The sequence below is a fragment of the Amycolatopsis taiwanensis DSM 45107 genome, from assembly GCF_000519205.1.
Taxonomy (GTDB): Bacteria; Actinomycetota; Actinomycetes; order Mycobacteriales; family Pseudonocardiaceae; genus Amycolatopsis_E; species Amycolatopsis_E taiwanensis.
The window spans coordinates 182,577-195,444 of record NZ_JAFB01000013.1 but is presented as its reverse complement, the minus strand read 5'-3'; the positions used below and the strand labels follow the sequence as shown (position 1 = coordinate 195,444).

General features: G+C 69.8%; 12 protein-coding genes. 4 read left to right on the top strand and 8 right to left on the bottom strand.

Annotation, left to right across the window (positions count from 1 at the left end; all coding sequences use genetic code 11):
* Positions 1-42: 42 nt before the first annotated feature.
* The 3 genes from A3CU_RS0111790 to A3CU_RS0111780 all read right to left on the bottom strand — a co-directional run bounded on the left by A3CU_RS0111790 (position 43) and on the right by A3CU_RS0111780 (position 2,920).
* Positions 43-579, bottom strand: coding sequence for a phosphatase PAP2 family protein (locus A3CU_RS0111790; protein WP_027942466.1), 537 nt, complete (start codon positions 577-579; stop codon positions 43-45).
* Positions 572-1,798: a UDP-galactopyranose mutase gene (gene glf / locus A3CU_RS0111785; protein ID WP_027942465.1), complete on the bottom strand. Its 1,227-nt coding sequence runs from the start codon at positions 1,796-1,798 to the stop codon at positions 572-574. The genes A3CU_RS0111790 and glf overlap by 8 nt, the downstream gene beginning before the upstream one ends.
* Before the next feature lie 201 nt (positions 1,799-1,999).
* Positions 2,000-2,920 carry an LLM class flavin-dependent oxidoreductase gene (locus A3CU_RS0111780; protein WP_027942464.1) on the bottom strand — a complete coding sequence of 307 codons (921 nt, stop codon included), beginning with the start codon at positions 2,918-2,920 and terminating at the stop codon, positions 2,000-2,002.
* Between the two features lie 77 nt (positions 2,921-2,997).
* On the opposite strand from A3CU_RS0111780, the gene A3CU_RS0111775 reads away from it, so the two are divergent.
* A complete protein-coding gene (locus A3CU_RS0111775; RefSeq protein ID WP_027942463.1) occupies positions 2,998-3,813 on the top strand; it encodes an HAD family hydrolase in 816 nt (271 codons plus the stop codon).
* Positions 3,814-3,821: 8 nt separating this feature from the next.
* Here A3CU_RS0111775 and A3CU_RS0111770 read toward each other — a convergent pair whose 3' ends face one another.
* Entirely contained in the window at positions 3,822-5,222 is a 1,401-nt protein-coding gene (locus A3CU_RS0111770; protein ID WP_027942462.1) for an AMP-binding protein, read from the bottom strand.
* The gene (locus tag A3CU_RS55110; RefSeq protein WP_281174109.1) at positions 5,219-5,353 is read right to left on the bottom strand and encodes a hypothetical protein; all 135 of its coding nucleotides are present in this window, start codon (positions 5,351-5,353) and stop codon (positions 5,219-5,221) included. Before A3CU_RS55110 ends, A3CU_RS0111770 begins: the two co-directional genes overlap by 4 nt.
* Before the next feature lie 428 nt (positions 5,354-5,781).
* Between A3CU_RS55110 and A3CU_RS0111760 the strand changes: the two genes are divergently transcribed.
* Positions 5,782-6,888: a DegT/DnrJ/EryC1/StrS family aminotransferase gene (locus A3CU_RS0111760; RefSeq protein ID WP_027942461.1), complete on the top strand. Its 1,107-nt coding sequence runs from the start codon at positions 5,782-5,784 to the stop codon at positions 6,886-6,888.
* A 93-nt stretch (positions 6,889-6,981) separates the two neighbouring features.
* On the opposite strand, the gene A3CU_RS0111755 is transcribed toward A3CU_RS0111760, so the two are convergent.
* A complete protein-coding gene (locus A3CU_RS0111755) occupies positions 6,982-8,226 on the bottom strand; it encodes a serine hydrolase domain-containing protein (RefSeq protein ID WP_027942460.1) in 1,245 nt (414 codons plus the stop codon).
* Positions 8,227-8,283: 57 nt separating this feature from the next.
* Positions 8,284-9,462, bottom strand: a complete 1,179-nt coding sequence (locus A3CU_RS0111750; RefSeq protein ID WP_027942459.1) for a glycosyltransferase family 4 protein — start codon at positions 9,460-9,462, stop codon at positions 8,284-8,286.
* Between the two features lie 102 nt (positions 9,463-9,564).
* Between A3CU_RS0111750 and lhgO the strand changes: the two genes are divergently transcribed.
* Positions 9,565-10,746: an L-2-hydroxyglutarate oxidase gene (gene lhgO / locus A3CU_RS0111745; protein ID WP_027942458.1), complete on the top strand. Its 1,182-nt coding sequence runs from the start codon at positions 9,565-9,567 to the stop codon at positions 10,744-10,746.
* Between the two features lie 184 nt (positions 10,747-10,930).
* On the opposite strand, the gene A3CU_RS0111740 is transcribed toward lhgO, so the two are convergent.
* Positions 10,931-11,440: a DUF3558 family protein gene (locus A3CU_RS0111740; protein WP_043840940.1), complete on the bottom strand. Its 510-nt coding sequence runs from the start codon at positions 11,438-11,440 to the stop codon at positions 10,931-10,933.
* A gap of 137 nt (positions 11,441-11,577) precedes the next feature.
* Here A3CU_RS0111740 and serS point away from each other — a divergent pair, with 137 nt between their 5' ends.
* A complete protein-coding gene (serS, locus tag A3CU_RS0111735) occupies positions 11,578-12,867 on the top strand; it encodes a serine--tRNA ligase (RefSeq protein ID WP_027942456.1) in 1,290 nt (429 codons plus the stop codon).
* Position 12,868 lies beyond the last annotated feature (1 nt).

Sequence of the window (12,868 nt, the reverse complement as noted above, 5' to 3'; positions counted from 1 at the left end):
GTTGATTGATTTGGTCACGAGCGGCTTCCCTCTTCGCCAATCTCAGTTCTTGGATTCCGGCCGCCTTGCCAACCTCCGGCGCAGCAGACCACCGACAACGCCGCCGAGCGCCGCCCCCGCCAACACGTCCGTCGGGTAGTGCACGCCGAGTACGAGCCGGGAGGCCAGCATCGGCGGGACGAGAGCGGGGACCAGGTTACGCCCCGTCAAACCGGAGTAGAGCACCGCCGCCGCGGTAGTGGACGTGGCGTGCGAAGACGGGAAGCTCAGCCGGCTCGGCGTGCCGACCAGAACCTCGACGCTCTCGTGGTCCGGGCGCGGCCGGCGGACGACGCGTTTCACCGCGATCGAGGCGGCATGCGCGCCGACCACACCGGCCGCCGCGACCAGCCAGTCCTTGCGGTGCCGCCGGTCCACCGCGGCACCGACCAGCCCGGCCGCGAACCAGCCGATGCTGTGCTCGCCGAAATGCGACAGGCCGCGCGCGGCCTTCACCGCGCCGGGGCGCTTGAGCAGCCGCTGGGCCGTGGCGAGCACCTTCACCTCGCCACTGGGCTTGCCGGTGGCCTTCTCAAGCATCGAGACTCCCATCGAGCGGCGCACCCTCGGTGAGGTGCGGCGCGATCTTGTTGTCGAAGACGGACAGCGCGGAACCGATCGCCATATGCATGTCGAGGTATTTGTAGGTGCCGAGCCGCCCCCCGAACAGCACGTTACGTTCGGCAGCCTCCTGCTTGGCCAACTCCCGGTAACGTTCCAGCTTCTCCCGGTTGTCGGGAGTGTTGATGGGGTAGTACGGCTCGTCGTCTTCCTTGGCGAACCGCGAGAACTCCCGGACGATGACGGTCTTGTCCTTCGGGTAGTTGTCGCGCTCTGGGTAGAAGTGGCGGAACTCGAGGATCCGGGTGAACGGGACGTCCTCGTCGTTGTAGTTCATGACCGAGGTGCCCTGGAAATCACCCGTCGGAACGACTTCCTGCTCGAAGTCCAGGGTGCGCCAGCCCAGCCGTCCGGCCGAGTAGTCGAAGTAGCGGTCGAGGGGACCGGTGTAGACCGTCGGCGTGCCGGCCGGAATCAGGTCGCGCACATCGAAATAGTCGATGTTGACACGCACCTCGATGCCCGGCTGGTCGGCCATCTTCTCCAGCCACGCCGTGTAACCGTCGACCGGCAGGCCCTCGTAGGTGTCGTTGAAGTACCGGTTGTCGAAGGTGTAGCGCACCGGCAGCCGGGTGATGATCGCCGGCGACAGCTCCGACGGGTGGGTCTGCCACTGCTTGGCCGTGTACCCGCGGATGAACGCCTCGTAGAGCGGGCGCCCGATCAGGGAGATCGCCTTCTCCTCCAGGTTCCGCGCATCCTTGGTGTCGAACTCACTGGCCTGCTCGGCGATCAGCGCACGCGCCTCGTCCGGACTGTGCGACTTCCCGAAGAACTGGTTGATCATCGCCAGGTTCATCGGCAGCGGGTAGACCTGGTTCTGGTACTTGCCGAACACTCGGTGCTGGTAGCCGGTGAACTCGGTGAACTGGTTCACGTAGTCCCACACGCGCTTGTTGGAGGTGTGGAACAGGTGCGCTCCGTAGCGGTGCACCTCGATGCCCGTCTCCGGCTCGCGTTCGGAGTAGGCGTTGCCGCCGATGTGGCCGCGCCGCTCCAGCACCAGTACCCGCTTGCCGAGTTGGGTGGCGGCACGCTCGGCCACGGTCAGCCCGAAGAACCCGGAACCGACCACGATCAGGTCAAACCCGGCGAAGTCGGATTCAGTGAAATCTGTCTGCGTCGTGTGCTGCCTCACGCCAGTTCCTCCGCGAGTTTGCGCGCGACCGCGATCTTGTCGACGGGGCGCTCCATCCAGGCGCTAGTCACGTCCTCGGCAAGGGCGCCCCGCCGCCCCGATAGCGGGGCAGAAGCGCGCGCGTGGTGGTGACGTTGATTGCCGCGACTTGACAAAGAGCTACTCACGCCGGCGAGCGTACCTACGCTACCGAGCGCAACCTCACCCCCCGCCGGGGAAGTCATCCGGCCGGGGGTTTCGCCCGGTCAGACCGGGCAGGACATCGGTCGCGACCCGCTCGAGCACCGACTCGTGGCCGGCGTAGGGATCTCCCGCGCGGGGCCAGTGCGCGATGATGTCGGTGAAGCCGAGTTCGGCGGCCCGGCCGGCGTTGTCGGTGAAGGCGTTCACGCTGGACAGCGAGAACACCGGGCCCGCGTCCAGCATCAGGTACCGGCGCACGGATCCGCGGTCGCGCCCGAGTGCGTCGAGCGTCTCCTCGAAGGTCGCGGACAGTTCGGCGAGCGACTTCCACCACGACTCGGCGTCGTCGCGGTGCCGCCCGGTGGTCACCCAGCCGTCACCGAGCCGGGCCGCCAGCCGCATGCTTCGGGGACCGTTGGCGGCGATCACGAACGGCATCCGCGGGCGTTGCACCGGACCGGGCAGGTTGCGGGCGCCCCGCGCCGTGTAGTGGGCGCCCTGGAAGTCGAACCGGTCGGTGGTGAGCAGGCCGTCCAGGGCCTCGGTGAACTCGACGAACCGGTCGGCCCGCTGCCGGGCGGTCAACTCGGGTTCGCCCAGCACCACCGCGTCGTACTCGGGCGCGCCGACACCGGAGCCGAGACCGAGGACGAGGCGGCCGTCGGCGATGTCGTCCAGGGTGATCAGTTCGCGGGTGAACGGGACCGGATGCCGGAAGTTCGGGGAGGCCACGAACGTGCCGAGACCGATCGTCGAGGTGACCATGGCGGCGGCGGTGAGCGTGGGCACCGAGCTGAACCAGGGCCCGTCGACCAGCGACCGAAAGCCGAGATGATCGTAGGTCCAGGCGTGGTCGAAGCCGTATTCCTCCGCGGCCCGCCACTTGGGCTCGGCCGCCCACCAGCGGTGCTCCGGCAGGATCACGATGCCAACGCGCATCCCGCCACGCTACTCCTCGAACGTCCCCGCAACGTTGGCGCCGCGGGCCCACCCCATGGCTCGTGGACAATGGTGACGTGGAGAAACCGCTGTTGATCGCCTCGGATGTGGACGGAACGCTGCTCGATCCCTTCGAGCGGATGACGCCGCGCACCGTGGCCGTGCTGCGCCGCGTGCGGGAGGACGGGGTGCCGGTCGTGCTGGCCACCGGCCGCCCACCGCGATGGATCCCGTCGGTGGCGGCGGCCGCCGGTATCACCGGGTACGCGGTGTGCGCGAACGGCGCGGTGCTCTACGACGTCGGCGCGGACCGGGTCGTCGACGTGCAGGGACTGCTGCAGCCGATGCTGCTGGCCGGGGTCGTGGCGGAACTGGACCGGGCGCTGCCCGGCTGTGGCTTCGCCGCCGAGCGGATCGGCGGCCGGGCGATCGACCCGCAGGTGCGGAACCTGGTCATCGAGCCGGGCTATCGCAACCCCTGGGGCGACGGCGAGGGATTCGAGACGCCCCGGGCCGAGGTGATCGGGCGGCCGGCGATCAAGTTGCTGGTCAGCCATCCGGGTATGCGCTCGGACGAGATGGCCGAGGCGGCCGGTGCGGTCCTCGACTCGTCGGTGGACGTCACCTTCTCCGCCGGTTACGGGCTGATCGAGATCGCCGCGCGCGGCATCACCAAGGCCAGCGGGCTGGCGCAGGTGGTCGAGCGGCTCGGGGCATCCGCCGAGCGCACCATCGCCTTCGGCGACATGCCCAACGACGTGGAGATGCTCCGCTGGGCCGGGCACGGCGTGGCGATGGCGAACGCGCACCCCCAGGTCCTGGCCGTCGCCGACGAGATCACCGCCCCGAACGCCGAGGACGGCGTCGCCCAGGTCCTCGAGCGCTGGTTCTGACCCCGGCCTCAGACCTGTTCGGTGAGCTGCTGGTAGTCGATCTTTCCGCTGGTCAGCAACGGAATCGAGGCGATGGGCCGGACGTCGAAGCCGGAGGAATGCAGGTGCAGCCGGTCGGCCAGCGCATTCGAGGCCAGCTTGCACACGCCCTTGGCCGCGCCCTCGGCGAACAGCACCACCTTGTCGTCGGCCGGGACCGCGGCGACGACGTCGATGCCGAGGCCGGTCGCGCGGACCGCCTGCTCCAGGTCGTCCAGGCTCATCCGGTTGCCGAACACGCTGCCCATCCGGTTGAGCCGCCCCGCGACGAACAGGAACCCCTCCTCGTCGAGGTAGCCGAGATCGCCGGTGGACAGCACGCCGCCGGCCTCGTCCCCGAGCGCCAGCTGGGCTCCGTGCTCGGCGTAGCCCATCATCACGTTCGGCCCGCGGTAGACGACCTCGCCGGTGATCTTCGGGTGGGTGGTCTCCGACCCGTCGTTGTGCCGGATGCTGAACTTGCCCCCGGGCAGCGCCGGCCCGACCGAGTCGGGTTTCTCGGCGAGCCGTTCGGCGGGCATCGTGGACATCCGCGGTGACGCCTCGGTCTGCCCGTACATGACGTAGAGCCGGCCGCCCACGCCGTGCATCTTCCGGGTGAACTCGGTGATCAGCTCGGCGCGCAGCTTGCCCCCAGCCTGCGTCAGGGTGCGCAGGCGCGGGTAGCGGGCGGGCTCGAAGTTCAGTCCGCGCAACAGCTCGTAGTGGTGAGGAACCGCGGCGAGGCTGGTGCACCCGTACTCGTCGACGGCGTCCCAGAACCCGCGCCCGAGCAGGCCGGAGGGCTCGACCACCACGGTCGCGCCCCGGATCAGATGCGAGTTGAGCACCGACAGGCCGTAGCTGTAGTGCAACGGCAGGCTGGTCGGCGCCACGTCGTCCCGACCGAGGCACAGCGCGTCGGCGATGGCCCGCGCGTTGCTCAGCATCGCCGTCCGGGAAAGCCGGACCAGCCGCGGGGTTCCGGTGGAACCGCTGGTGAACAGGAGCACGGCCAGGTCGGGATGGACCGGCGCGGCGGTGTCGTCGTCGGTGCGCACCCAGTGGTCGTCCTTCACGACGTAGCCGAACGGAGGTTCCTCACCAGGGGCGCAGAGGAGGGCGGCGGGGCGGAACCGGTCGAGCAGGCGGGTCAGCGTTTCGGCGCCGAGCGCCGAGTCGAGCAGGGCGACCGCGCGGCCGGAGGAGAACGCGCCGAGGTAACGCAGCACGCTCGGCAGGTCCAGGCCGGCGCGCAGGAATACCGCGCCCGGTGGCAGCGCGGCGAGTGCGTCCGCTTCGCGGGCGATCTCGCCGGTCAGCTCGGTGCCTTCGAGTGCCCGGCCGGTGATCGCGTCGATCAGCCGGGCGCCTTCGCCGAGCAGCTTCATAGCAGGAAACTCCCGTCCATCCCGAGCGACTGCCCGGTCTCGATCATCCTCGGAGCCACCACGCCCACCTGGATGCCGCAACGGCCGAGCGTACCGGCGACCTCCGTGTTCACCACAATGTCGGAGGTCACACGGGGGCCTCCGGTGTATCGTCGAAAACCACCACGAACCCGTCTGGTTGTGGAAAGTCCTCCACCAAAGTAGAGCCCGTCGGGCGCGGGCGGTCCATCAGCCCATTGGGTGGAACTGCCGGGTGCGTCCATGCGCGCCGGTGCCCGGCCGCCGATCGGGTGCGCGTGTCCCGCCAGACACCCGAGGCCAGCCCGAGCGTGCCGCCTGACCCACGTTCACGCAGGAAAAGCCCGCGCCGGGAACCCGGATTCGGTTACCACGGTCGGGTGGACCGATTTTACCCAGCTCTTCCGTTCTTGCACGATATCGGCATCCCCTTTGCCACGGCCGGAAAAGCTGATTACGCGAAACGCGCCAGTGCCCGCTGTCGGGTGCGTGCCCTGCCCGCGCCCACGCGTTTCGAACAACACAGAAAGAGCGCAACCACATGATTCCGATCACCGCCGTCGATGTTCGAGACGCAGAGCCGTTAGTGACCGAGGTACTGCGCTCGGGCTCGCTCACCCGAGGACCGATGGTCTCCCGTTTCGAAACGGCCTTCGCCGCGATCACCGGAACGGCGCACGCGGTCGCCATGAACAGCGGTACCAGCGCGCTCGTGGCCGCCCTCCAGGCGCTCGACCTGCGCCCGGGCGACGAGGTGGTCACCTCGCCGTTCACCTCGGCCCCGACGTTGAACGCGATCCTGCAGGCCGGGGCGAGCGTGCGGTTCGCGGACATCTCGCGCGACGACTTCGCCGTCGACCCGGATGCGGCCGCGGCCGCGATCGGCCCGCGCACGAGAGTGCTCATGCCGGTGCACCTGTTCGGTCAGACCGCCGATCTGGGCAAGCTCGCCCCGCTGGCCGCCGAGCACGGCCTGTACCTGGTGGAGGAGGCGGCGCACGCGCTCGGTGCGTCCTGCCACGGCAAGCCGGCGGGTTCGTTCGGGGTTGGTTGTTTCTCGCTGTACGCCGCGCAGGGCCTCACCACCGGCGAGGGCGGCATGATCACCTGTCAGGACGACGAGTTGGCCGACCGGCTGCGCCTGCTCCGCAACGAGGGTCGGCGGTCGGTGTCCGAACACGAACTGCCGGGGCAGCACTACCGGATGTCCGAACTGCACGCGGCGGTCGGCATTTCGCAGTTGACGAAGCTGGACGAGCTGATCGCCGCGCGCCGCCGCAACGCCCGGCGCCTCACGCTGGGGCTGGCCGGCACACCCGGCCTGACCGTTCCGCGCGTGCTGCCCGGCCGGGGCCACGTGTGGAGCCACTACACGGTGCTGGTCGGCGCCAACGCGATGCTGTCGCGGGACGAACTCGCGGCGGAGCTTGCCGGCCGCGGCATCTGTACCGGGACCTGCTACCCGAAGCTGGTCTTCGACCACGGCTGCTTCCGCGGGCATCCGCAGGTGCTCACGGCCTCACCGGCCGATTTCCCGGTCGCCACCGCGCTGACCGACCAGGCGCTGTCCCTGCCGGTCCACCCGGCGCTCACGCAGTCCGATGTGGACACCGTGATCGCCGAGGTCAGGGAGGCGCTCGGCGCGTAGCGACGGCCCACGAGTCCCACACTCCCGTAGCGCGAGTCCCACACTCCCGTAGACGGAATGTGGGACTCACACGACGGGAAGGCGGGACTCGCGCTATTTGTCGTCCATCAGCGCCTGATAAACCAGCTGGGTCAGCTCGGGCCGGACCGGGTGAGTGCTCGAAGGCAGCAGCTGGGTGAAGAACATCGCGGTGATCGACTGCTGCGGATCGACCCAGAACCCCGTGCTCGCCGCGCCGCCCCAGGCGAACTCGCCCACGCTGCCCGTGGTTTTGGCCTTGACCGGGTCGAGCAGGACGGAAAAGCCGAGGCCGAACCCGACGCCGTCGTACCGCGTCTCGGCGAACAGCGGGCGGCCGATCCGCTCCAGGTCGAAACCGCCGGGCAGGTGGTTTTGCGTCATCCGCTCGAAGGTGCGGGGGCTGAGCAGGCGGACGCCGTCGAGTTCGCCGCGCCGCAACAGGAACTGCGTGAACCGGTGGTAGTCGGCCGCGGTGGAGACCAGCCCGCCCCCGCCGGAGAGGAAGGCCGGCCGGCTGCGTCCGGTCGCGCCCAGCGCCTCGTTACGAATCGCGCGTTTGTTGTCCGGCCGCGGGATGTAGAGCGCCGCGAGGTTGTCCAGCGCTTCGCCTTCCTCCGCCCAGAACGCGGTGTCGCTCATGCCGAGGGGCTCGAAGATCCGGGTGCGGAAGAACTCGTCGAGCGGCATTCCGGAGACGACCTCGACCAGCCGGCCGAGCACGTCGGTCGACACCCCGTAGTTCCACTCCGTGCCGGGCTCGAACAGCAGCGGCGTGTTCGCCCAGAACGCGCAGGCGCCTGCCAGGTCCACCCCCGAGGGGACCCCCCACTCGTAGCCGCTCCTGCGGTAAATCTCGTCGACCGGATGACCGTGGTGGAACCCGTAGGTCAGGCCCGAGGTGTGGGTCAGCAGGTGCCAGACCCGGATGGGCTCGGCGGCCGGCGCGGTCGACGGGTTGGTCGCTCCTCCGCGAAGATAGACCCGGGGCTGGGAAAACTCCGGCAGAAAACGGCGGATCTCATCGAGGAGGCTGAACGCGCCTTCTTCGAACAACATCATGGCCGCGACCGAGGTGATCGGTTTGGTCATCGAGTAGATGCGCCACCGGGTGTTCCAGTCCGCCGGCAATCCGGCCTCACGGTCGCGCTGCCCGTGCACCGTCGCGTGCACGATCTGGCCATCCCGCGCGACGACCGCGGCCCAACTGGTCAGCAGGTCGCGTTCCAGGTAGCGGTCGTAGTGGCGGTCGATCCTGCGCAACCGGTCCGGATCGAACCCCAGTTCCCGCGGGTCGACATCCACCTTCAACTCGGACATGACGGGCCTCCTCGTCGTTGCGGCGGTCGCTGATGATCGTACGTCCGCGGCCCTGTCTCAGCCTCGGCGAACAGTGTTGTCTGCCACCAGTTTTTCCAGCACACGCAGGTGTTTCGCCGCCACCGCCGCCATGGTGAAATCGCGCCGGATGAGCTCGCGCTGCCGCCACGCGATCCGCTTCGCGCGGGCCAGGTCGTCCAGCAGGCCGATCACCGTGGCGGCCACGGCGCCGGAATCGTCCGGCGGCACCAGCAGCGCATTCACGCCGTTGCGCAGTTCGACGCCGGGATAGTTGTCCGCGGGAACGGAAATGATGGTCGGGGTGCCGGAAAGCATCGCCTCCAGCGACGCCGTGCCGCAGCCGCCGTTCAGGTCGTGCGCGACGATGTCGGCGGCCGCGAAATACGCCGGGACATCCTGTCGCGGCACCACTCCCTGGACCGCGACGGCCCGTCGCACGCCGAGTTCTTCGGCCCGGCGGGCGAAAGCGTCGTGATAGACCTTCCCCGCGACCAGCACCCTCGTTTGCGGATACGCCGCCAGGATGGCCGGCAGCGCCTCCACCAACGGCAACAGGTCGCGTCGGCGGCTCACGTGGCCCATTGACACGATCAGCGGCCCGTCGCCAAGCGCCTGCTCGGCCCGGATGTTACGGGCCGGCGCGAAGTCGAACCACCCGCCGTCGAATGCCGGAAAGCATTCGACGGCCCGCTCATCCGCCAGATAACGGCGAACGCAATAGTCCCTTCCTGCCTTGTCGGAAACCACGTAACGCGGTTCGGTCCGGCTCAATACCGACTTCACCAGCATCGCGTCCAGCAACCGGAGAACGGCCGAAGGAAGGAAGCCCGGGTTCGGCGGCCGCGGATGAATCGTCAGCAGCAGCGGCACGCCGTGGCGCCGGGCGTAGGAACCCGCTGCCACTGACAGGTCGAAGAACTGGCCGTGCAGGTGCAGCGCATCCGGCCGGAACTCGTGCAGCGCCCGGAAAATCCGGCGCCTGCCGGACGCGCGCACGGCGGTGAACCCGATGCACGGACCGGGCGCGTTCACCGCGGGCAGCCGGACGACGCGGTAGCCGCCCGGGCATTCCTCGGCCGGCGCACCCGAACACTCGGCCGTCAACACCAGCACCTCGTGCCCAGCCGTGGTGTACCCGCCCGCGAGCGCGGCCGCCCGGCGCGCGCGGCCGTCGGGCCGCGGCGGGAAGGAGCCGCTGACGACCGCGAACCGCATGGACCCGCAGCCTACGTGAGACCTTCGTCACTCTGTTGAGCGAACAGTACCCTGGCCGCGGCCGCCCACGCATTTCCGGTGGATTTGTGGCACAGTTCCCCCGTGAAACGGATCGTCGTGGTCGGGGGCGGGATCCTGGGGCTCGCCGTCGCCTGGGAACTGACCGGGCGCGGCGTGGCGGTCACCGTGCTGGAGAAGGAAGATCGCTGGGCCGCGCACCAGACCGGGCACAATTCCAACGTCGTACACGCGGGCCTGTACTACGCACCGGGTTCGGCGAAGGCCCGCATGTCCGTCGCCGGCAATCGGTCCATTGTGGACTTCGCCCGCGCGCACGGGGTCGGGGTGGAGGTCTGCGGCAAGCTCGTGGTGGCGACCGGCGAAGGCGAACTGCCCGCGCTCGGCGTGCTCGCGCAGCGGGCCGAGGCCAACGGCGTCCCGGCGAAGCTGATCAGCCGCGAGGAGGCGCTGGACTACGAGCCAGAGGTGTCCTGCGTGCGGGCTCTGCGGGTGGAGTCGACCGGGATCATCGACTTTCCCGGCGTGTGCCGTGCCCTCGTCCGCCTGCTCACCGAGGCCGGTGCGGACCTCCGCCTGAACACCCCGGCTCTGGGTATTCGCGCCGGCCGGGGCGTGGAAATCGCGACCGGCAGCGAGGTGCTGCGCGCCGACGCGCTGGTGAACTGCGCCGGCCTGCACGCCGACCGCATCGCCGAGCTCGCCGGGATCACCCCGCGGGCGCGGATCGTGCCGTTCCGCGGCGAGTACTACCAGCTGCGGCCCGACCGCCGGCACCTGGTGCGTGGGCTGATCTACCCGGTGCCCGACGCGTCCCTGCCGTTCCTCGGCGTGCACCTGACCCGGATGCTCGACGGCAGCGTGCATGCCGGCCCGAACGCGGTCCTCGCCCTTCGCCGCGAGGGCTACCGGTGGCGCGACATCTCCCCTGCCGACCTGGTGGCCGTGGCGCGGTTCCCCGGCACGTGGCGGCTGGCCCGCCGGTACGCCTTCCCGACCGGGCTCGACGAGGTGCTGCGGTCGCTGTCCCGGCGCAGGTTCGCGGCGAGCCTCGCCCGCCTGGTGCCCGCCATCGGCCCCGGCGACATCGTCCGGCACGGCTCGGGCGTGCGGGCGCAGGCGCTGTTCGCCGACGGTTCCCTGGTGAGCGACTTCCTCATCGAGACCGCGCCCGGCCAGGTCCACGTCCTCAATGCGCCATCGCCCGCCGCGACCTGCGCGCTGGAGATCGCGAAGCACGTGTCCGACCTGGTCACCACGTCCTGAACCACCCCCGCGGCGGTCAGCAGCGGTTCCGGCAGCCAGGGTCCGGCATAGGACTCGCGCCGACTTCAGCACGTTGTAGGACATCCGGGCAGCCAGGCCCGCAGGTCCCGCACCTCGACCACCGATCCTGGCTGGGTGAATCCCGGCCCCCGGCCTTACCGGACCCGGCCGGTGGTCGCGCCGGCTAACGCTCCCCGCGCGGTAGGGGGAGGTGCCCGGCCACCACCGGCGCGGCCTGTTCGGCGAGGTCACATGCCTTCGCGGGGTTCGCCAGGCTCTGACTCGACAGCGCGACGAACGAGGTGTCCGAAATTTTCACCGCGAGGTCGCAGATGAAGTCACCGACGGGGCTGAGGTACCGGTTCCAGGCCACCCCGCCGAGCCGCTCGACGCCGGCCGGAGCGGTCAGGTAGTGCTTCTCGATCGATATGTCGGTGCTGTAGAACGCCTGCAGGGTGCCGTCGTAGGTGGCGTCGGGGTTCGCCGACGACCACGTGCAGCTCGGCGGGGTGGCCAGCTGCGGTTGCGCCGGGTTGGGGTTGCCCGGGCCACGCAGCCCGAGGCTCGCCGCCTCGGTGTCGGTGAGCAGCGAGCACGGGTCGGTCGAGGTTGCCGACAGCGGGGTGCCGGTCACGGCGACGGTGCAACCACCGAGCAGGAGAGCCACCAGCGGCACGAGAAATCGGCCCTTCACGCACACCACTCCACCAGAGTCCGGGTCAGCCACCCCGAAACGTAGCCGCCACGCACGGGTGGTGGGCGACGGGTGGGTGTCACCGGAAGGGGGCGGGCGCCCGGAAAACCAATCGAGCAGGTGGCTACGCTCGATCCATGCATGACCCTCGCCTGTTGCTCGACCCGGAACTCGACGCCGCCGCGAAGCTGCGTCGTCGTGGGTACATTCTGGACACCGACCGACTCGGCAAGCTGGTCAGCAGGCGATCCGAGGTGATCAGCGAGGGCGACCAGGCACGCGCGCAGGCCAAGAAGACCGCCGCCGAGGTGCAGGCCGCCGCCCGGCGCGGGGAGGACATCGCGCCGATGCGCGAGCAGGCGCGCGAGCTCAAGACGCGGATCGGCGAGTTGGAGGAGGAGCAGCGCCAGGTCGAGGCCGAGCTCAACGACTTCCTGCTGAGCGTGCCGAACCTGCCGCTCGACGAGTTGCCCGACGGCGCCACCGAGGAGTTCGCCGAACTGGTCCGCTCCTGGGGCACCCCGCCCGAGTTCGACTTCGAGCCGGCCGACCACGTCGACCTTGGCGAGCGGGCCGGCTTCCTCGACCTGACCCGTGCCACCAAGCTGTCGGGCCCGCGCTTCGCGGTGTTCAAGGGCGCGGGCGCGCGGCTGCAGCGCGCGCTGGCCCAGTTCTTCCTCGACGTCCACACCCGCGAGCACGGCTACACCGAGTTCTCCCTGCCGTCGCTGGTGACCCGCCAGACGATGACCGGCACCGGCCAGCTGCCGAAGTTCGAGGAGGACCTGTTCCGCACGGGCGTCGCCGACCGCGAGCTGTTCCTCATCCCGACCGCCGAGGTCCCGCTGGTCAACCTGCATGCGGGCGAGATCCTCGACCTGGATGAGCTGCCCTTGCGCTACACCGCGCACACGCCGTGTTTCCGCTCCGAGGCCGGTTCCTACGGCCGCGACACCCGCGGCCTGATCCGCCAGCACGAGTTCTCGAAGGTCGAACTGGTCCAGTTCGTGGACGCCGGGAAGTCGCGCGAGGCGCTGGAAGAGATCGTGAGCCACGCGGAGGAGCCGATGCGCAGGCTCGGGTTGCCCTACCGGGTGGTGAAGCTCGCGGCCGGGGACATCGGGTTCGCCGCCCAGATCACCTATGACGTCGAGGTGTGGCTGCCGAGCCAGGGGACCTACCGGGAGATCTCCAGCGCCTCGGACACCGGCACGTTCCAGACACGGCGCGCCGGCATCCGCGCCAAGGGCAAGGACGGCAAACGCGCCGCGGTCGCTTCGCTGAACGCCTCCGGCCTTCCGATCGGCCGCACCCTGGTCGCGATCGTGGAGAACAACCAGCAGGCCGACGGGTCGATCCGGATTCCCGAGGTGCTGACGCCCTACACGGGCTTCTCCGTCATCAACCCGGACGGCAGCACCAGCTAGC